This window comes from Desulfobacter curvatus DSM 3379, from assembly GCF_000373985.1.
GTDB classification, from domain to species: domain Bacteria; phylum Desulfobacterota; class Desulfobacteria; order Desulfobacterales; family Desulfobacteraceae; genus Desulfobacter; species Desulfobacter curvatus.
The window spans coordinates 1-21,580 of record NZ_KB893100.1 but is presented as its reverse complement, the minus strand read 5'-3'; the positions used below and the strand labels follow the sequence as shown (position 1 = coordinate 21,580).

The window sequence follows — 21,580 nt, the reverse complement described above, 5'->3', positions numbered from 1 at the left end:
CTTAACTTATAGGAAGCGATAGTGTATAAAGGACTTAACAGGTATCGCTTCCCAACCAGGACAGAGCCCATATTTTCAGACGATACGGATACGAATGGACAAGAAAACTATCCAGATTTCGCAAGAGGAGATCATCGCTTTAAGGCAGCGGTGGTCGGAGATGGATCCAGAATCCGGAACCGACCGCCGGTCAGCTATGATCCGGCAGCTGAAGGAGGCTTGCCCCATCGGCGGGACCGGCCGTCCAGTGAAGCTGGATCTGCGGGGCATTGATTTGGGCAACCAGGATCTGTCTAATATGGATTTTTCCGGGTATGATCTGTCCTTTGCCATCATGAACCGGGTGGACTTAAGCCGGTCCAATCTGAGTTACGGGCGGCTGACCGGGGCCAGCCTGGAAATGGCGGTGCTGGACGAGTGCGAATTTATCGGGGTCGATCTCTCCCATGCCAGCCTGAACGAATGCCGGGCCAGCCACTGCGGGTTCGGCGGGGCCGATCTTTCCCATGTCTCCATGATCAATGCCCACTTGAGCGAGGCTGTACTCAGCCGGTCCAAGCTGTGCTCGGCCGATCTCAGGGCTTCGGATTTGACCGGGGCCAGAATCTCGGAGGCGGATCTGAGCCATGCCGTATTTACCCGGGCCAGTCTTTGCGATGCAGATCTCAAGCACAGCAACCTGGACCATACCCTGTTCGGCCTGGCCGATCTGAGACGCTGCCGCCTCCTGGGGGTCAAAAATTTTAAAAAAGCCAATTGGGTGGGGGCGGATATCAGGGATATGGACCTGAGAGGGGCTTACCTGGTTCGCCGGTATATATCAGATGAAAACTATCTGTACGAATTTAAAAGCCAGAGCCGGGTGCACATGATCCTCTACTGGATCTGGTGGTTCACTTCGGACTGCGGCCGGTCGCTTGTGCGCTGGCTGATCTGGCTGGTGGCGGCCACCTTGGGCTTTGGCCTGATTTATACACAGGTGGCCATTGATTACGGGGATTACTCTACCTGGTTTTCTCCCATCTACTTCAGTTTTGTCACCCTGACCACCCTGGGGTACGGGGATGCGGTGCCCATGTCCCTCATCGCCCAGATTGTGGTCTCTCTCCAGGCGCTCACCGGGTATATGGGGCTGGGGGGATTGTTGAGCATCCTTGGAAATAAAATGGCACGCCGTGCTGAATGAGGTACGTTTAAATGTTCTCTTTTTTTAAAAAAAAAATCAGTCCTAAGACGGAGTTGAAGAAAATACTTAAGGGGTATGAATTGCCCTCTTTTCCTGCCGTGGTGATGCAGATTTTGCAAAAAATCCGGAGTCCGTATTCATCTGCCGCCACCATTGCAGAGTCCCTGGCCCTGGATCCGGGCATCTCAGTTAAAGTGCTGAGGATCGCCAATTCGGCTGCTTTCTCACCCACCAAAAAGGTGGAGAACCTGACCCAGGCAGTTGCCCTGGTGGGGATTTCCCAGCTGGAGTCCCTGGTTCTGGGGGTGGGGGTGGCCCAGGGCATGCCCAGACAGGCCTGCCAGTGGCATGATCCGGCCTTGTTTTGGCTGGCCTCTGCCAAACGGGCCGTACTGGCCAGCGAACTTGCCCGGTACCTGTGCCCGGCCAAGGAGTCTGAATGCTTTACCGCCGCCTTTCTCCAGGATCTTGCCCTGCCTTTTCTGGCCTGCCACCGCAGTAAAGACTATGGCCCCATTTTTGAAAAGTGGCATCTTGAAGGCGGGGATTTGGCTGAACTGGAACGGGAAAAGCTGCCCTGGGATCACACCGAGGTGGCCTCCTGGATCTGTTCGGAGTGGGGACTGCCCGAAAACATTGCCGCAGCCATCCGGGGACATCACGGGGCTGAAGTGCCGGACTACCAAGCCCTGGCCCCGGTCCGCCTGGTGGCCATCCTCAGGGAGGAGGAGACCAACTCGGGTATGGATGAACTCATTGAAACGGCCGGCACCCTTTACAGCCTGGAAATGGAGAAGGTGGAGGCCATGGTCGCCCCGGCCTTTGAAAAGGCCAAGGACCTGGCAAGGATGATTGTTTAAATCTTTACTTGCTTGTAGAGAATAGGGATCAATTATAGTCCATTATTTAATTTGATGGGCATCGGCCCAAGCTGAATGGGCTCAAATCGTTGAAACTGGATATCCCGGACCGTTCGGATATTCGCCCAGAGCAGCTTGTAGCCTTTCATCCATCGATAGGGTTTCATGTGCCGGCGCCAGCGATCAATCTCTCCGGGCTCGGCTTTTCGGGACGGGCCCACCGTGCCGTACAGCCGAATACAAGGCCAGCAAGGGAAACTTCCTGTCAGCAGGGCTTTGAACCAGAGACCAAAACCCATCCGGACGGCACTGATACAGATGTGCGGGTCCGCCTTGAGGTTGCGGCTGGTTTTGCCTGGAAATACGTCGCTGTAGTATCCGGTACAATCATCGTTGAGAATCAAAGATGCATAGGGAGCCATGTGGGGCTCCCCTTCCGGTGTGGTGGTCGCAAAGGTGTAAAAGCGGCTGGATCGAATGCTCGCATCAAAATGTTTCATGATTTCCGGCCAATGGGTTTGAAGTGCTGTATCCATAAAAATCTCCTTTGGTTTTGAATTCAGGTTTAACAAACACCCGCATCCAACCTGTTACCATTCATAGGGATTTCTGAACGGTATGCTTACCGCCATTTGCTCAAAAAGACGGAACAGGCCGTAACGGGTGCGCTCCAGAAAAATAAAATCCGGGTTAACGTTGATGTGGCGGTGGAGATGCTGACATCGCTGCATTACAGCTTTACCCTGGGCCATGAAATTCGGGTGTACCTTGAAATCAAATGTTTCTGTCTGGTAAAGGGCTCCGAACCAGCTGCAGATGTCATCAGACACCGTCCTGATTTCGTGTTCCACTTCATTGTCTTGCTTCTGCTGCAGCATCCCGATATCTATCATGACCTGATAATGGGCAGACTCATCGTCATGGGCGGCTGATATCACAAGCTGTCTGTACTGCTCGATAAATTCAGGGCTAAGGTGTTTGATGCAGCCAAAATCCACCAGGCCCACGCTGAGATCATCGTTAATGATGAAATTGCCCGAATTCGGGTCTGCGTGGATCACATGGCATTCATACAATGCTGTGAGAAAAATGTCGTTAAGCCGCCGGGCTACAACCTGCCGGTCCTTTTGCGTTGGGCCGCCGGCCAGCCAGATATCCAGCGGTTGGCCGGACAGTTGGGTCAGACTCAATACCGATTTGGTCGTCAGATCCCGGTGGACATCGGGTAGCCGGACGCCTTCCATATTCAGCCGGTTGTTAAAACAGGTGATGTTGTTCGCTTCCTGAAGATAATTGACTTCTTCTTTCAGGCGGGCCGTTACTTCCGTGAGGGCCGGTATCAGTTGATGGCCCGGCACCACAGGGCGAAGCATTTGGCGAACCAGGGCCATATCAGTTTCAATGGTCTCGGCAATACCCGGATATTGAATTTTAACAGCCAGGCACAGGCCCTCTTCAGTAGTTGCCTGGTGAACCTGGCCCAGGCTGGCCGCGGCAAACGCCTCAAGGTCAAAGGATTTAAATATATCTTCCGGCGGGGCCCCAAGTTCATTTTGGATCACTTTTCTGACCAGGGCTTTATTTATGGGCGGCACCTGGTGGTAGGCCCGGGACAATTCCCGGCAGACTGCTTCGGGCAGCATATCTGTTTCCAGGCTTAGCTGCTGAGCCACTTTCAGGGCGGTCCCTTTCAGGAGCGTCAGCCCGGAAAAAAGGGCGCTGGCGCTGGCCTGCTGGGCTTTTGCCTTTTCAATCTGCCGCATCTGCGAAGACAAAAAGGGGCGTTTGGCGTAATATCCGAGCAAGGCCCCGCCTGTTTTGGCAGCAGTCTTTCCGCCTGCCAGGGCTCGGCCAAGCTTTCCTGTGGGGATACTATTCGTCATTTTGGCCTCCCATGAATCGCCGTTTGGGTTTGATATCGGCTTTTTCAATGGGGGAGAACCGGCTCAAGCGGGTCAGCACATGCTGCTTGAACAAAAAAACGGCCATATCAAACAACTTGTTGGCCACACCGGCTTTCAGAAGGGCGCAGGCCAGATCCAGCCCCTGATCCATAAGCACATCAGTATTTTTGAATTTGTCTGAGCCATCGGCCAGCCAGTACAGGACAACGGCAATGTATGCATCGGCGAAAAACTGTCCGGTCAGATCCTGAAAGACCTGCCCCGGAATCTCCCCGGCTTCTTCGGCCGCGGCAATAATGTCGTTGACGGCAGCCAGAAGACCGGATCGGACCGCTTTAAAGCGGGCAAAATTACCGCTTCCGGCCAGCCAGACCTTTTTAAAGGTGGCCGCCACAAATTCCCGGTCCGGCAGGTACAGGCGAAGACTGGTGTCAAACAAAGTCTGAAGCTGTTCCTGGAGGCTGAATGTGTGGAATGTGTCCATGGCCATAAGCTGGTCTATGACGTCGTTGACATGGTCCTCATAGTAGGCAAAAAAGATGGCTTCTTTAGTGGGGAAATAGTTGTAAATTGTGGCGTCTGCAACACCTGCCCTGCGGGCGACCTCCCGCATGGTGACCGGTCCTTCGTTTTCAATCACAAGATCTGTCATGGCCCGGATCAGCTTTAGCCGGTTCTCTTTTTTTTGTTCCTGACTGATTTTCACAATACGATTTATTATCCTTTAAAATTTATAAATCTGTATTTAATGTATATCAATTTTTTATTAAGTCAAGATGAAATTTTCATGGGGCGGTTTTCTTAAGATCAGAATCACATAGACGTTTTTGACTTATGATGGCGGATAATGTTCTGGTCCCAGTGCGGTAGTGATTGAATTAAGAAATTTGCTGTGATATGCCCTAAATGGATTCTTACAAAGTAGATAAAACATGGTTTGATATTGATCAATTTTTTTTATGAAAGGTAGTTTTTCAATGAAAAAGATCTGCCCGAGTTTATGCATAATCCTTACAGCGATGTTTTTGTTTTCATCCTGTGCAACGGTTGATAAAACGGAAATAAAAAAGGTTAAAGAGGCGCCGAAAGTCAGCAAAACAATCAAGCAGGGAACAAAAATCGTTAGCAACAAAACACGTCTAAAAAGGAAAGTAGCGATAGCAAGATTTTCTAATGAAACAAAATACGGCCAAAGTTTTTTCCTAGATAATAAAAATGACCGTATAGGAAAACAAGCTGTTGATATTTTATCTTCAAAACTTGTCGAAACAGACAAGTTTATACTCATTGAGCGGGCCGATCTGGACAAAATCACTAAAGAATTGCAGATGGAAGACATGGGTCCGCTAAAAAATATGGCCGATTATCTGATAATCGGGTCTGTCACTGAATTTGGGAGAAAAAATCAGGGCAAGGTGGGTATCTTCAGCCGGACCAAACGGCAGATCGCTTTTGCCAAGGTTCATATCCGTTTGATAGACGTAAGAACCGGAGAAATTATTTATTCTGAAGAAGGGGAAGGAGAAGCATCCACGGAGTCAGGATCGGTGTTTGGTGTCGGCGAAAGGGCCGGATATGATTCATCAATAAATGACAAGGCGCTTGATGCGGCAATTACAAATTTATCTTCGAATATTATAGAGAACCTTCTGGACCGGCCATGGCGGTCCTATATCCTTGGCGCCGAAGAGGGCTTGCTGATTATCAGCGGCGGACCATCCCAAAAAATAAAAGTGGGGGATATTTTTAGCGTAATCAAAGTGGGGAAAAAAGTTAAAAATCCCCAGACGAACATGATGATTACGCTTCCGGGAAAGACCATAGGAAAAATCCAAACCATTTCTTCTGCAGGGGACAGTCCGGAAGCGGAAGTCTCTTTTTGTAAAATTATTGAAGGAGACTTTAACTCATTTATCCGTTCAAAGGATTTTGGCTCTTTGTATATCGAAGAATAATAAAAAAAGGAAAAATAAAAATGATCCATAAAAATTTGTTTATACTTTGTGTCGTGGGTGCCTTGGTTTTTTGCGGATGCGGGATTACGGAAACCGTTATTCAGAAGGAAAAAGTCAGTTATCTGAATTTCACGGGCGATACGGTTGGTGCGATTGTTTGCATTGATGATTTGGAGCCTATTGTGTTGAACAACGAAAAAAATGCCCACTACGAAATTTCCTCCGGGAAACATCATGTGATTGTGATTAAAAACGGGGCAGAGGTTGTAAACAGAAAGGTACTGTTAGGCAGCGGTTCATCAAAGGAAATCAGGATACCATGGCAAAAATAATATTGGGCGCAACCTTGGGGTTTTTATGCCTGGCCTTTATCGGGTGTGCTGAAAAAAGAATGTACTATTTTGGGGATTATTCTCAAACACTATATTCTTTTGAAAAAAATCAGAATGAAGAATCCCTGGTCGCACATCAACAGGTATTGGAAAAAATTATCACTAAATCGGGCAAACAAAACACACCTGTTCCGCCTGGTATTTATGCCGAATTAGGATTCATTTACATAAAAAAAAATAAACCCAAAGAGGCAATTCCGCTTTTTCAGGCAGAAGCCAGGCAGTATCCTGAATCAAGCCTTTTAATGGAACGACTAGTGCAGATGGCAGAAAAAAGAGACAGTTCGGATTCGGATTCAGATTCTCCAGCCCCGGAAACAGAACAGGGACCATTAGAAAATAAAGGTGAATCAATTGAAAATGAAAAATAAATTCTGTATATGCGTATCAGTACTGCTGATGTTATCACTGTGCTCTTGTGTCCCGAAAACCACCACAAAAGTGCAGGAATTCCCGAGTATGTATGAGGAATCTCCGCTTTCCATACTCATTTTACCCCCGATGAATGAATCCACTGCTGCCGACGCGAAAGAGTATTATTCAACAACCATCCAGGAACCTTTAGCTTACACGGGATATTATACCTTTCCCTATCCGCTGACAACCGAACTACTTAAAATGGAAGGGATTTATGATTCGGAGCTTTTAACAGACATCCCCCTTGTCAAGTTTAAGGAATATTTCGGGGCGGACGCAGTGTTGTTTACAACAATAAAAAAATGGGATCTATGCTATATGGTCATTGCATCCAATCTGACCGTATCCATTGATTGCGTTTTAAAATCGACAAGCACGGACCAGGAACTATGGAAATATAATGGAACAGTTGTCGTTGATTTGTCAGGCGGAAATTCAGGCGGCGGCATAGCCGGATTAATTGCAAGTGCCATTGTAACCGCAGTCAATACAGCCATTGCAGATTATGTCCCGTATGCACGCCAAGCGAACTATAGGGCAATATCTTCTTTGCCTTACGGTAAATATCATCCCCAACACAATAAAGATCAAAATATAGAATTCATAGATCAGACACCGCCGGAAGAGAGCGAGACACAATAGGAATTTTAAATATCTTTACGAAGAAGATATCAATATTGTCATTTTGACAAATCAAACCATCCCTTTTACATAGATTGCCTCCGAAGCTATAGATGGCTTTCGGAATTGATTTTAGGGAATATGATTAGATGTATCAACTCTTCGGTTTTACATGAGCAGTTATTAAATTAACCTACCTGGGTTGGGTAGGCGTCATGTTGCCTGAAGGGTTGCTGTCGGATCACTATTTCTGATTCTGCTACCTCCCGAAGACAGCCTGGCGACCCGGTTTAACGCCATCCCCTCTCCCTCCCTGAGCATAGAACGCTAATGTTGTAAAATCTTGTCCGAAGATACGTACGGAAAATGACGTATTCAAATTTGGTTGGAATGCTTTATGTCATCGGAGGAACTTAAATGACAAAAGAGAGTGTAGTGCAGGGCTCCGTACTTGTGGCCGGTGGTGGTGTTTCCGGTATTAAGGCGGCCCTTGATTTGGCAGAGTCGGGATTTTATGTGTATCTGGTTGAAAAATCGTCCGCCATCGGCGGCGTGATGGCGCAACTGGACAAGACATTTCCCACCAGTGATTGCTCCATGTGTATTTTATCCCCCTATCTTGTTGAGACCGGGCGGCATCAGAATATCGAGTTGATCACCAACGCGGAAATCCAAGCCCTTGAAGGCAGTGCCGGAAATTTTGAAGTGACGGTCAACAAAGGGGCAAGATATATTGATCTGAGTAAATGTACGGGGTGCGGCGACTGTGCCGAAGTCTGCCCCGTAACACTCCCTGACGCCTTTGACATGGGAATGGGGGAAAAGAAAGCCACGTTTAAATCCTATGCCCAGGCGGTCCCCGGTGCATACTCCATCACAAAAAAAGATAAATCCCCGTGTACCCAGCAATGTCCGAACCATGTGAACGCCCATGGGTATGTGGCCATGGTTTCCCAGGGCAAATACAAGGAAGCACTGGAAGTAATCACCAGAAATCTCCCCCTTCCCGGCATTATCGGCCGTATCTGCCCCCATCCGTGTGAAGACGCCTGCCGCAGGGGGGAAGTGGATTCGCCCATTTCCATCTGTACTCTGAAACGGTTTGTGGCGGATCAGGTGGATTTGAATGAGCTGCCACTGCCTGAAATCACCAAACGGGAAGAAAAGGTCGCCATCATCGGTGCTGGTCCTGCCGGGTTGACGGCCGCCTATTTTCTTGCCCTTGAAGGGTTTCAGGTAAAAATATTCGAAAAGCTTCCCGTGGCAGGCGGTATGTTAAAAGTCGGTATCCCGGATTACAGACTCCCCGGCAATGTGCTTGATAAAGAAATTTCTTGGATCACCCGCCTGGGAGTTGAAATTCAATATGACACGGCCCTTGGCGAAGATATCACTGTGGACGGTTTGATGGATGACGGCTACAAGTCAGTCTTTCTTGCCATCGGCTGCCATAACGGTATGAAACTTGGGATCGAAGGAGAAGATACAAAAGGCGTTATGCCGGGCGTAGATATGCTCAGAGACACGGCCCTTGGAAATCTCACTGAACTGAAAGGCAATGTGGTGATCATCGGTGGTGGTGACGTGGCCATTGACGCGGCCAGGACTTCAGTTCGCCTGGGCGCCGACAACATCTGCATCCTTTACAGAAGAACCCGCGACGAAATGCCGGCCCGCAATGAAGAGATCGAAGATGCCATTGAAGAAGACATTGATATCCAATATCTGACTGCACCGGGCAAAGTGGTTGAAAAAGACGGTAAAGTTGTCGGCATTGAATGCATCCGTATGGAACTTGGCAAACCCGATGCCTCGGGCAGAAGAAGACCGGTTCCGGTTGAAGGCAGCGAGTTTGTCCTGGATGCGGATGTAATCATCCCGGCCATCGGACAGCAGACCGATTCCGCATGCCTTGATAATGTGGACGGGGTTGAAATAAATAAATGGCGCAATATTGACGTTGATCCGATCACCTACATGACTGGGAAACCCGGTGTATTTGCCGGTGGTGACGGCCAGACCGGCGCCTCCATTGCCATTGCAGCCGTTGCAGCCGGCCGTGAAGCCGCCATATCCATTACCCGGTATATTAACGGCGAAGATATGGCTGAGGGCAGGGAAAAAGTAGATGTCCCCCAAAAAGACTTCAATCCGATTCCGGCAAATGTTGAATCCAAACCTAGGCTACATATGGCCCGTATCCCCATGGATCAACGCAAATCCGGCATGACCGAAGTGGAACTGGGATTCACCGAAGAACAGGCCAAAGCCGAAGCAGACAAATGTCTGAACTGCATGGTCTGCTGTGAATGTCTCGAATGCACCAAAGCCTGTGGGGCCGGCGCGCTTACCCCCATTACCCACATGGAAAAGGACGAACAGCTCAAACTTGCCGTGGGATCAATCATTCTTTCGCCGGGCTTTACGCCGTTTGACCCGTCTCCCATGGATTTTCTGGGATATAAGAAGGCGCCCAACGTGGTCACCTCCATGGAGTTTGAAAGAATCCTTTCCGCATCCGGTCCCTTTGGCGGTCATCTGGTCAGACCGTCTGATCATAAAGAGCCCAAGAGAATTGCCTGGCTCCAGTGTATCGGGTCAAGGGATCAAAACCGCTGCGGAAATGGCCACTGCTCATCGGTCTGCTGTATGTATGCCATCAAAGAGGCGGTGATTGCAAAAGAACACGCGCCATATGCGCTTGACTGCTCCATTTTTTACATGGATATGAGAACCCACGGTAAGGATTTTGAGCGGTTCTACGATACAGCCAAAGACAAGCATGCGGTTAATTTTGTTAAAAGCCGTGTTCACTCAGTCATAGAAGTACAGGGCACCACAGATCTGGAACTTTCCTACAGCAGTGAAGACGGCAAACTCATCAAAGAAGTTTATGACATGGTCGTGCTTTCGGTAGGCCTTGAAACCCCACCTGAAACCGTTGATCTTGCCAAAAAACTGGGTGTGGAACTGACTCCCTCCAATTTTGCCGACACCGGTTCTTTCACGCCGGTCAATACCTCAAAAGACGGTATTTATGTTTGCGGTGCCTTCCAGGGGCCCAGAGACATTCCCCAATCGGTTGTGGATTCCAGTGCGGCGGCTGCAGCCGCAGGAGAAATCCTGGGAGCGGCCCGCCATACCCTCACCAAGGAAAAGGAGGTTGTGCCCGAAATCAACGTGGTCAACGAACGCCCGAGAATCGGTGTCTTTGTCTGCAACTGCGGTATCAACATCAACGGCGTTGTGGATGTACCCGCTGTCCGGGATTACGCGGCAACCCTTCCCTTTGTCGAATATGTGACAAACAACATGTACACCTGCTCCCAGGATACCCAGGACAGCATGGTGGAAGTCATCAAGGAAAAGAATTTAAACCGGGTCGTGGTGGCGGCTTGTACGCCCAAAACCCATGAACCGCTCTTCCAGGAAACGCTTATTAATTCCGGCTTGAACAAATATCTGTTTGAAATGGTCAACATCAGGAACCATGCATCCTGGGTGCATAAAGACGATCCGGCGGGTGCCACGGAAAAAGCAAAAGACCTGGTGAGAATGAGCGTGGCAAAAGTGGGCCTCATGCAGCCCCTGAAAGAGGCAAAACTTCAGGTGGGTCAGGCGGCCATGGTTCTGGGCGGCGGCATCTCCGGGATGTCATCGGCACTGAGTCTTGCGCGCCAGGGATATGAAACCCATTTGATTGAGCGGGAAGGCGTGCTTGGCGGACAAGCCCTGAATCTTTTTAAGACCGTCAAAGGGGAAGACATTCAGACCGAACTACAGGATCTGATCAGCCAGGTAAACGGTGAGCAGAATATCACAGTTCACCTGAACACCACCCTTGAAAATGTGGAAGGGTTTGTGGGGAACTATGTATCAGAACTTTCCACAAACGGTGCCGAGTCAAAAATCGACCATGGTATCGCAGTGATTGCCACCGGAGCCAAAGAGATGACGCCGGTGGAATACGCCTATGGAAAAGATCCGAGAATTTTGACCAGCCTTGAACTGGACAAAAAATTTCTTTCCAATGATCCGGTATTGGAAACCGCCCAATCCGCCGTATTTATCCAGTGTGTGGGTTCAAGAGATGAAGAAAGGCCCTACTGCTCGCGTGTCTGCTGTACCCACAGCGTTGAAAATGCACTGGAACTTAAGAAACGAAATCCCGATATGAATGTGTACGTGCTTTACCGGGATATCAGGACCTATGGCGAAAAAGAACTGGCCTATACCAAAGCAAGGGACAACGGGGTTATTTTTATCCGCTACAAAGTGGAAGAAAAACCGGTTGTGGAAATCGAGGGAGATTCCCTTTATGTCACGGTAAAAGACCATGTGCTTGGTGTTCCCCTGAAAATCGACACGGATATTTTGACCCTGGCCTCTGCCATTGTTCCCCATCGGGATGAGAAACTGGCCCAATTCTTTAAAGTACCGCTCAATGATGACGGATTCTTTGTGGAACGTCATGCCAAACTCGGTCCTTCCGAATTTGCCACAGACGGGGTTTTTTTGTGCGGACTTGCCCATTACCCCAAACCCATTGAAGAAGCCGTGGCCCAGGGAAAGGCCGCTTCATCCAGAGCCGTCACCCTGCTTGCAAGGGAAAACATATACACCAGCGGCACCATTGCCCAAACCGACCCCATGCTTTGCGGCAGTTGCGGGGTTTGTGTTGCCATATGTCCCTATTCCGCACCGTCATTCATACTTGAAGGCCGTTTCCAGGGAAAAGCAGAAGTCAATCCGGTACTTTGCAAAGGCTGTGGGCTCTGTGTCGGCTCCTGCCGGTCCGGTGCAATTCACCTGCATGGGTTTGACAATGATCAGATCTTTGCCCAGATCTTCTCAGGAACGGAATTAATTGAAGCGTAACGAAAGGAGTATAGATATGTCTGAATTTGAACCAAGAATCATTGCTTTTCTGTGTAACTGGTGCAGTTACGGCGCGGCAGACCTTGCCGGTGTCGGAAGGCTTCAGTATCCCCCGAATATTCGTGTCATCAGAATTCCATGCACCGGAAGAATGAACCCAAAGTTTATCCTCTCCGCTTTGAAAGAAGGTGCGGACGGCGTTTGGGTCTCCGGTTGCCATCCCGGAGACTGCCATTACCTGGAAGGAAATTATTATGCCCGCAGAAAATTTTTGCTTTTTAATGAGCTTCTTGAGCACATGGGCGTGGAACCGGGAAGAGTCCAGTTTTCCTGGATTTCTTCTGCCGAGTCTTCCAAATTTTTGGAGGTGGTTACCGAAGTCACGGCTTCCATTAAGGCTTTGGGACCGAACACGAATTTTGTAAAGAAGGCTATGGTCGCATAAAACGAACGGAGATATTGATATCTAAATGCTGCAGGCCAAAAGTTAACCTGTAAAAATGGGAATATGGCCCCAGCCGGTTGTTTCAATTCTTAACAAAGCACCCTTTGTCGTTGACAAAGGGTGCTTCTTTATTCGTGCTATCTATCGGAAGTTGGTCAAGGCACACCCAAACTCCATACAATCCATAAAAGTTAGCTTCGAATTGGAATGAATTCGTTTTCAATAATGTTGACATCACGAAATCTGGCAATATCTTACTGTAAAGATTCGATTTTTTACAATTTTTTACAAATAAACTGTTTCCTTTTGACTCAACTGTGTCGTTTCGTCGGGTCATTCTGACCCAAAGACAACACATCCCTGAAGCATCAGTTTGACCATTTATAGGAATTCTAATTTTGTTCGATTTTTTCTTTTTTCCCCAAGATCAGCACCTTATTCTTATTTTTCCTCACAAAAAGAGGCGTTTTTTATATTCCAGAATTTCTTTGGCCTTACTATTGCTTCTTCTTACACGTACGTTTTTGTAAAGCATGAACTCAACAGGAGAATGAAAATATGTCAGAAGATGTAATCGGCTCGGTGATGGTTGTGGGCGGCGGTATCGCCGGTATGCAATCTGCAATTGATTTGGCGGACTCCGGATATTATGTCCACTTGGTGGAAAAAAGCCCCTCAATCGGGGGTGCTATGTCTCAGTTGGATAAGACATTTCCCACCAACGACTGTGCAATGTGAATTATCTCTCCAAAACTGGTCGAGGTCGGCCGGCACTTAAACATTGAGCTACATACATTGTCAGATATTAAAGAAATCTCCGGGGAAGCAGGTAATTTCTCCGTCACATTAAACCAGAAAGCCCGTTACATTGATGTTGATAAATGTACGGGTTGTGGGGATTGTTCAGCAGCCTGTCCCGTCAGTTTGTCCAGTGATTTTGAGCAGGACATGGGCAACAGAACCGCTGTTTTCAAACCCTATGCCCAGGCGGTACCCGGCGCATATTCAATCAGTAAAAAGGACAAGTCACCTTGTACCAACGCGTGCCCAGGTTCCGTAAATGCACATGGATACGTCTCGATGATCGGCCAGGGCAAGTATAAAGAGGCCATGGAGGTCATCACCCGCACGCTGCCCATGCCGGGTGTCATCGGCAGGATTTGTCCGCATCCGTGTGAGGATGCCTGCCGAAGAGGTGAAGTGGATTCACCCCTGTCCATTTGCACCTTGAAGCGGTTTGCCGCCGACCAGGTGGATATCAATGACCTGGACGTGCCCCAGATTACACCCCGAGATGAAAAAGTGGCCATCATCGGTGCAGGCCCTGCCGGACTGACCGCCGCTTACTTTCTGGCTCTGGAAGGTTTTAAAGTTACTATCTTCGAAGCCCTGCCTGTAGGTGGCGGTATGTTGAGAGTCGGTATTCCCGATTACAGACTGCCCCCTTCCGTTCTCGAAAAAGAGATCGCGTGGATTCAAAAACTGGGTGTTGAAATCAAGTATAACACCGCCATGGGCAAGGACATCACCGTGGACAGCCTCATGGAAGACGGTTTCAAATCGATTTTCTTCGGCATTGGCTGCCATAGGGATATGAAGCTCGGCATTCCCGGTGAAGAGGACGTCGACGGCGTTATTCCCGGTGTAAAATTTTTAAGGGACGCCGCCCTGGGTGACATGAAAGAGATTAGAGGAAACGTCGCCATTGTCGGCGGGGGTGACGTGGCTATTGATGCGGCAAGAACAGCCTTGAGGATGGGCGCTGACAAGGTCAGCATGCTCTATCGAAGAACCGAAGCTGAAATGCCGGCGCGTGATGAAGAGATTGAAGATGCCAAAGAAGAAGATGTGGATATTCAATTCCTCAGAGCACCGGTTGAGGTGGTTGCGGAAAACGGTAAGCTGACAGGCGTAAAGTGCATTCAAATGGAACTGGGCGAACCCGACAAGAGCGGCAGAAGAAGACCGGTTCCCGTTGAAGGCAGTGAATTTATTGTGGACGCTGACGTTTTGATCCCCGCAATCGGTCAGAAAACCGATGCATCCTTTCTCAAAGAAGAAGACGGCATCGCGCTCAACAAATGGGGCGATTTCGACGTGGATCCAATCACCTACCAAACCTCCCGTGAAGGCGTATTTGCAGGCGGGGATGCCCAGACCGGCGCATCCATTGCCATTGCGGCTGTCGGGGCGGGCCGGGAAGCGGCCATCTCCATCGCGCGCTTCTTGAAAGGCGAAGATATGAAGGCGGGCCGGGAAAAACTTGAAATTCCCCAGCAGAATTTCAACGACATTCCGAAAAAGGCCAAAAAAGTTGCCCGTTCTCACATGGCGCGTATCCCCATGGATCAACGTAAATCAGGGTTTACCGAAGTTGAACTGGGATTTACCGAAGAACAGGCACGCCAGGAAGCCAATAAATGTATTAACTGCATGGTTTGCTGTGAGTGTCTGGAGTGTGTGAAGGCATGTGGTGCAGGCGCGCTTACCCTAGAGACCCATAAGCAAAAAGATTGTGAAGTGCCGCTGAATGTGGGGTCTGTTGTCATTGCTTCAGGCTTCTCACCTTACGATCCGGGCAAATTGGATTTTTACGGATTTGGGATCCATCCCAATGTCGTCACATCATTGCAATTTGAACGCTTGTTATCTGCGTCCGGACCCACGGAAGGTCATGTGGTTCGCCCGTCAGATCATAAGGTCCCCAAGAAAATTGCCTGGTTTCAGTGTGTGGGCTCCCGCGATATGAATCGATGTGACAATGCGCATTGTTCATCCGTATGCTGTATGTATGCCATCAAGGAAGCGGTGATCGCCAAGGAGCATGATCCTGATCTGGATGTCTCCATCTTCTATATGGATATGCGAACCTTTGGCAAAGAGTTCGAAAAATACTATAACGATGCCCGCGACAAGCATGGCGTGAAGTTTATCCGATCCCGCGTTCATACCATCAAACCTGTGGGGGATGCCGGTGATCTGGAGATCAGCTATGTGAGTGAAGACGGGCAGATGGTTGTCGATACCATGGATATGATTGTCCTCTCTGTGGGTCTGGAGACATCTCCGGAACTTATAGAACTGGCGGCAAAATTCGACATTGGACTGACACCAGGCAACTTTGCCCGGACCACATCCATGAACCCTGTGCAGACAACACGGCCGGGTGTTTTTGTCTGCGGCGCTTTTCAGGGCCCCAAAGACATTCCCCAGGCTGTTGTGGATGCCAGTGCCGCGGCCACGGCAGCAGGCGAAATCCTTGCTTCGGCCCGGAACACATTAACGAAAACCAAAGAAGCTGTTCCGGAAATAAACGTAATTGGCGAACGCCCCAGAATCGGCGCGTTTGTCTGCCACTGCGGGGCGAATATCGCCGGGGTTGTGGATATTCAGGCCGTCAATGAGTATGTGAAAACATTACCATTTGTTGAATATGTGGAAAGTAATCTCTATTCCTGTTCCCAGGACACCCAGGCCAAGATGACTGAGATTATCAAAAAGCATAACTTGAACCGGATTGTCGTGGCCGCCTGTACCCCCAAAACCCATGAGCCGCTGTTCCAGGAAACGCTGATTAACGCCGGATTAAACAAGTACCTGTTTGAGATGGTGAATATCAGAAACCATGTGTCCTGGGTTCATAAAGCCAACCCCGCTCTGGCCACTGAAAAAGCCAAGGAGCTGATCCGCATGTCCGTGACCAAGGTCGGTTTGAAAGCCCCGCTGCAGGAGGCCAAACTGGATGTGGATCAGCATGCGTTGGTCCTAGGCGGCGGGATTGCCGGTATGTCCACAGCCTTGAGTTTAGCAAGGCAGGGCTACTATACCCATCTGGTTGAAAAGGAAGACCGGCTGGGCGGACAGGCTCTCAATCTATATAAAACCTGGAAAGGCGAAAACGTCCAGGAAATGCTCAATGACATCATTGAGCAGGTGTCCTCTGAAGAGAAAATCAACGTTCATCTGGGCAGTACCATCTCGGAAGTGAATGGATTTGTGGGGAACTTCAAATCCGTCATTTCATCAAAAGATGGGGACGAGGTGGTTGAGCATGGCATCGCCAACATATCCACCGGTGCAACGGAATATAAACCCAATGAATATGCCTATGGTCAAAGCCCAAGAGTTCTCACCAGCCTGGATCTGGATCGGAAAATGCTGACCGATGATCCCATGGTGAATTCAGTGGGGTGTGCGGTATTTATCCAGTGCGTGGGTTCCAGGGAACCGGACAGGCCCTATTGCTCCAGGGTATGTTGTACCCATTCGGTGGAAAGTGCGTTGGAAATTAAAAAACGCAACCCGGACGCCAATGTATTTATCCTGTATAGAGATATCAGAACCTACGGCGAACGGGAAAGAAAGTACATCGAAGCCAGGAAAGCGGGTGTTATTTTCATGCGCTACTCCGTTGACAATAAACCCGCGGTTACGGCCGGCGACGATTGCGTAACAATCAAGACGATTGATCATGTACTGGGTCAGCCGGTGGAGATTGAAGCGGACATCCTGACACTGGCCACGGCCATTGTTCCGAACAAAGAAGAACAATTAGCACAATTCTTCAAGGTGCCCATGAACGATGAATATTTCTTCATTGAAAGACACGCTAAACTGGGACCCTCGGAATTTGCAACCGACGGTGTATTTCTGTCAGGCCTCGCCCATTATCCCAAACCCATTGATGAAGCAGTAGCCCAGGGGAAAGCGGCGGCGTCCAGAGCGGTGGCGTTGCTGGCTCAAGGGACAGTGACCACAAACGGCGAGGTGGCAGCCATTGATCCCATGACATGCAGCAGCTGTGGGTCGTGTGTGGCGATTTGCCCCTACTCTGCACCATCCTTTATAGAAGAGGGAAGATTTGCAGGAAAATCGGAGATCAATTCCGCCCTGTGTAAAGGATGCGGACTGTGCGTATCGTCCTGCCGTTCAGGTGCAATCCGGCTCAACGGTTATGACAACGACCAGATATTTGCAATGATTGAGGCGATTTAACCATTGCATAAATAAAAAGAATAAAAATGGGGCGGTCATGATGGATGCCATCAGCTTTATACAGGCCTTGATCGCCCTAAATCACATAAGTGAAGGAGAAAAAAGACAATGTCAGATTGGGAACCAAAAATCATAGCGTTTCTCTGTAACTGGTGCAGTTACGGGGCTGCAGACCTGGCTGGGGTGAGCCGGATGCAGTACCCCTCCAATATCCGGGTCGTTCGAATTCCCTGCTCCGGCAGGATGTCCCCAAAGTTCATACTTTCCGCGTTCATGAAGGGTGCCGACGGGATCTGGGTCTCCGGCTGACACCCCGGAGACTGCCATTACCTGGAAGGTAATTATTTTGCGCGTCGGAAGTTCGTATTACTGGCAAATATGATGGAGCACATGGGGATTGAACGGGATAGGCTCCATTTCTCATGGATCTCATCTGCAGAGGCCGGTAAGTTTATCGATGTGGTTCATACGGTAACCGAATCCGTAAAGGCTCTGGGGCCCATAAACAAATTTGTAAAGAAAGCCGGATAGAGGAACCAACATGTTAGAGTACACAGAGAAAATCAGAGCGTTGTCCTTGAAGCTTCTGGAAGAAAAAAAAGTGGACATGGTCATCGGTTTCCAAAAGGGAACGCTGCCCATGTCAAATGAGCCATACATGGCCAAGCACCCGGATGACGTTAAAAACCTGGTGTGGGACAGCAATTGCGGCATCAACCTGACCAATTATTTGACCGACCGCAAGGAAAAGATTGCTGTCGTGGCCAAAGGGTGCGATTCACGAAGCATTACCACCCATATTATTGAGAACAAAATCAAACGGGAACAGCTGGTGATCCTCGGCGTGCCCTGTACGGGAATGATCGACCGCAGGAAAGTCAACAACATCGTGGATTTTGAAATTGTGGATGTCGTTGAACAGGGCGATACCGTTATTGTTAAAGGCAAGGATGCTGAAACATCTTTTACCAAAGATGAGATTCTCCAAAAAAACTGCGCCGTTTGTGCCCACCGTAATCCCGTGATGTATGATGAACTGGTGGCACCGGAAGTACCCGAGCTGACCGATGTGGACAGATACGAAGATGTGCGCCAAGTGGAAGCGATGTCAACCGATGATAAGTGGCAGCATTTTGAAGATCTGCTGTCCAATTGCATTCGCTGTTATGCCTGCCGCAATGCCTGCCCGCTTTGTTATTGCCCGACCTGCTTTGTGGATGAATCCAAACCCCAGTGGATCGGCAAAGGTGATGATCCCAACGATACACGGACGTTTCATTTCCTGCGCGCCTATCATTGTGCCGGAAGATGCACCGATTGCGGTGCGTGCGAACGGGCCTGCCCCATGGGAATCAATATGAGAGAATTCACCAAAAAACTGGAAAAGGACTGCCTGGAAATGTTTGACTGGCAGGCGGGTCTCACACTTGATGAGCGCCCCCCCCTTGATGCGTTTAATCCCAAAGACCCGAATGGATTTATCAAATAGTGTTTGAACGAAAAGTCACCCACCTGCGGCGTTGCAAAAAAAATTGCAATCCTCACAACCATAAGGTTGCTCCGGTTACAAATTTTTCTGCGCCTTGCATCTGGGCAACTTTTCATCCAAACGCGCGGTTTTAGGTAAGGGATTAAACAAAACATATTTTTGATAAGGTCAATTTACTGATGAAGACTATAAAAATCGAAAAAAAAGATTGGGAACAGGGGCTGGAAAAACTCAAAGAAAGTTATCGGTTGTTCGGCCCGATGCCGGACAAAGACGATTTTGAATTCAAAGAGTTGAATGCCGGTGAAACCCCTGTACTGGGGAATGGGAACACCAGGCTTTCCGTAAAGTCTGTGATTTATCCCCAAAGCCAGACCATGTTCACCTATACCTTAGATGAATCCAAACCGGACCATCACATCATGAAACAAGTGGAACTGAAAGGCGAAAAGCCAAGAGCTGTTGTGGGTGTCCGCCCTTGTGATGCTGCTTCCTTCAAACTGGTACGGCGTAATTTTGACTCTCCTGAGTATAAGGACCCGTTCTGGGTGGAACCGTATGAAGAGACGACTTTGGTGGGCTATGCCTGTGATGAGCCTTTAACAACCTGTTTTTGTACGTCTGTTGGATGCGGCCCCTATAACGAAGAGGGGCTGGATCTATTGCTGGTAAAAGAAGGCGATGACTTCTTTGCCAGAATACTGACAAAAAAAGGGGAAGATCTGGCCGTTGCAGCGGGTTGGTCAGCAGATGCGGATTTTGATTTTGAATCACGCAAGACAGCTGCCGAAGAGAAAATCACAGCCCAAATCTCAACGGACGGGTTGAAAGAGAAGAAAACAACTGATCTGTTCGAAGCGGATTTCTGGGATCAAATCGGGTTTTCCTGCTTAAATTGCGGGACCTGTACCTATAGCTGTCCCACCTGCTGGTGCTTTGATATTCAAGATGAAGTCAAGGGAACTGAAGGCAAGCGTATTCGTAACTGGGACAGCTGCATGTACACGCTTTTTACCCTTGAGGGTTCCGGCCATAATCCAAGACCCAATAAAGTCCAGCGTGTCAGACAGCGGTTCATGCACAAGCTCAAGTATTACGTTGATAAGTATGACGCCGGTGTGCAGTGTGTCGGTTGCGGCAGATGTATTCAGCTGTGTCCGGTCAACATCGACATCAGAGAGGTCTGTGAAATCATGAAAAACTATACGCCTGCACCCCAGGAAGCGTAAAAGGAGAGATACTGTGCAGAATCCATATTTGCCATATCCTGTCCGGATTGATGAAATCATTACGGAAACAGAGGATAAGAATTTAAAGACATTCAAGTTTGTCTTTTTAAATCCCGAGGATGAGGAGAAGTTTTCTTACCAGGCCGGGCAATTTGCAGAACTCTCAATCACCGGTAAAGGCGAGATCCCCATCGGCATTGCCTCATCTCCCACGGAAAAGGGATTTGTAAAGTTCACGGTTAATAAAACCGGATTAGTGACCGAATATTTACACAACATGAAGGCCGGAGATATCATGGGTATCCGGGGTCCTTTGGGAAACAGCTATCCATGGGAGACCCTTGAAGGCAAAAACGTAGTGATCATCGGCGGCGGGTTTGCATTTACCACCCTGCGATCATCCATCGTATACATGCTGGAAAACCGCGATAAGTTCGGTGAAATCAACGTCATCTACGGGGCAAGATCTCCGGGCCTGTTACTATATCAAGATGAACTTAAAGCCTGGGAAGCTGCCGGGGACATTAAAATGCACATCACCGTGGACGCCACGGATGATCCCGACTGGAAGTATAATGTCGGATTTGTGCCCAATATTGCGGCAGAGAAAGCGCCACCGGCAGATGACAATACATATGCCATTGTCTGCGGCCCCCCGATTATGATTAAATTCACCCAACCGGTGCTTGATAAACTCGGGTATGCCCACGATCACATTATCAACTCCCTGGAAAAGCGGATGAAGTGCGGCATCGGTATCTGCGGTCGCTGCAATCTCGGTGACAAATTTGTTTGTAAAGACGGTCCGGTGTTTACCCTAAAAGAGTTAAATGCGCTTCCCAATGAGTAACTAAGCCGATCATTCTGATAGAGATGGACAGGATATTGGACATTGAATTGTTGTTTGTCCTGTTCATCTTTTCAACCAACCCATCCTGTTCTGAAAATTTCGATCAGTCCCAAAAGCATCTTCCACCCCTTGTTCTATATTTGAAATATAAACTTCTACTTTTTTTCAGTAGTGTCCGGTTAGTTTTTTGCATGTAAAAAACAGCTAAATTTATTGAAAAAACAGTCATTTTTTTGTTGACAAATGTGCGTAAAAATTTTTGCGCGCCTTGAAAAATTTTACTCAAGGAGCCAAAATGACGCACATTTCAGTCCTCAAAAAGCGAATACAGTCCCTGAATTTTGACAAGTTCCAGCGCC

The 21,580-nt window shown here is 48.8% G+C and carries 16 protein-coding genes; 13 read left to right on the top strand and 3 right to left on the bottom strand.

Annotation, left to right across the window (positions count from 1 at the left end; genetic code table 11):
- Positions 1-94: 94 nt before the first annotated feature.
- Positions 95-1,186, top strand: coding sequence for a pentapeptide repeat-containing protein (locus tag B147_RS30680; protein WP_020589410.1), 1,092 nt, complete (start codon positions 95-97; stop codon positions 1,184-1,186).
- An 11-nt stretch (positions 1,187-1,197) separates the two neighbouring features.
- Positions 1,198-2,046, top strand: a complete 849-nt coding sequence (locus B147_RS0122205) for an HDOD domain-containing protein (RefSeq protein WP_020589409.1) — start codon at positions 1,198-1,200, stop codon at positions 2,044-2,046.
- Positions 2,047-2,078: 32 nt separating this feature from the next.
- Here B147_RS0122205 and B147_RS29270 read toward each other — a convergent pair whose 3' ends face one another.
- Genes B147_RS29270 through B147_RS0122190 form a run of 3 tightly spaced genes read right to left on the bottom strand, consistent with a single transcriptional unit; the run spans position 2,079 to position 4,656 of the window.
- Positions 2,079-2,582, bottom strand: coding sequence for a pyridoxamine 5'-phosphate oxidase family protein (locus tag B147_RS29270; protein ID WP_020589408.1), 504 nt, complete (start codon positions 2,580-2,582; stop codon positions 2,079-2,081).
- A gap of 54 nt (positions 2,583-2,636) precedes the next feature.
- Complete coding sequence (locus B147_RS29265; RefSeq protein WP_020589407.1) at positions 2,637-3,929, bottom strand: ABC1 kinase family protein; 1,293 nt, start codon at positions 3,927-3,929, stop codon at positions 2,637-2,639.
- Positions 3,919-4,656: a TetR/AcrR family transcriptional regulator gene (locus B147_RS0122190; protein ID WP_020589406.1), complete on the bottom strand. Its 738-nt coding sequence runs from the start codon at positions 4,654-4,656 to the stop codon at positions 3,919-3,921. Before B147_RS0122190 ends, B147_RS29265 begins: the two co-directional genes overlap by 11 nt.
- Positions 4,657-4,927: 271 nt before the next feature.
- On the opposite strand from B147_RS0122190, the gene B147_RS0122185 reads away from it, so the two are divergent.
- The 11 genes from B147_RS0122185 to B147_RS0122125 all read left to right on the top strand — a co-directional run bounded on the left by B147_RS0122185 (position 4,928) and on the right by B147_RS0122125 (position 21,221).
- Positions 4,928-5,905, top strand: coding sequence for a CsgG/HfaB family protein (locus tag B147_RS0122185; protein ID WP_020589405.1), 978 nt, complete (start codon positions 4,928-4,930; stop codon positions 5,903-5,905).
- 20 nt (positions 5,906-5,925) lie between these two features.
- A complete protein-coding gene (locus B147_RS29260) occupies positions 5,926-6,237 on the top strand; it encodes a hypothetical protein (protein ID WP_020589404.1) in 312 nt (103 codons plus the stop codon).
- Positions 6,225-6,668, top strand: a complete 444-nt coding sequence (locus B147_RS0122175; RefSeq protein WP_020589403.1) for a DUF4810 domain-containing protein — start codon at positions 6,225-6,227, stop codon at positions 6,666-6,668. The genes B147_RS29260 and B147_RS0122175 overlap by 13 nt, the downstream gene beginning before the upstream one ends.
- A gap of 88 nt (positions 6,669-6,756) precedes the next feature.
- Complete coding sequence (locus B147_RS0122170) at positions 6,757-7,356, top strand: GNA1162 family protein (protein WP_020589402.1); 600 nt, start codon at positions 6,757-6,759, stop codon at positions 7,354-7,356.
- Between the two features lie 396 nt (positions 7,357-7,752).
- The gene (locus B147_RS0122165) at positions 7,753-12,213 is read left to right on the top strand and encodes an FAD-dependent oxidoreductase (protein ID WP_020589401.1); all 4,461 of its coding nucleotides are present in this window, start codon (positions 7,753-7,755) and stop codon (positions 12,211-12,213) included.
- Between the two features lie 16 nt (positions 12,214-12,229).
- A complete protein-coding gene (locus B147_RS0122160; protein WP_020589400.1) occupies positions 12,230-12,658 on the top strand; it encodes a hydrogenase iron-sulfur subunit in 429 nt (142 codons plus the stop codon).
- Between the two features lie 558 nt (positions 12,659-13,216).
- Complete coding sequence (locus B147_RS0122150; protein WP_157237998.1) at positions 13,217-17,653, top strand: FAD-dependent oxidoreductase; 4,437 nt, start codon at positions 13,217-13,219, stop codon at positions 17,651-17,653.
- A 108-nt stretch (positions 17,654-17,761) separates the two neighbouring features.
- Entirely contained in the window at positions 17,762-18,184 is a 423-nt protein-coding gene (locus tag B147_RS31375; protein ID WP_157237997.1) for a hydrogenase iron-sulfur subunit, read from the top strand.
- A gap of 10 nt (positions 18,185-18,194) precedes the next feature.
- Complete coding sequence (locus B147_RS0122135) at positions 18,195-19,142, top strand: 4Fe-4S dicluster domain-containing protein (RefSeq protein WP_020589395.1); 948 nt, start codon at positions 18,195-18,197, stop codon at positions 19,140-19,142.
- Between the two features lie 179 nt (positions 19,143-19,321).
- Complete coding sequence (locus B147_RS0122130) at positions 19,322-20,371, top strand: 4Fe-4S dicluster domain-containing protein (protein ID WP_020589394.1); 1,050 nt, start codon at positions 19,322-19,324, stop codon at positions 20,369-20,371.
- Between the two features lie 13 nt (positions 20,372-20,384).
- A complete protein-coding gene (locus B147_RS0122125) occupies positions 20,385-21,221 on the top strand; it encodes an FAD/NAD(P)-binding protein (RefSeq protein WP_020589393.1) in 837 nt (278 codons plus the stop codon).
- Positions 21,222-21,580: the final 359 nt, after the last annotated feature.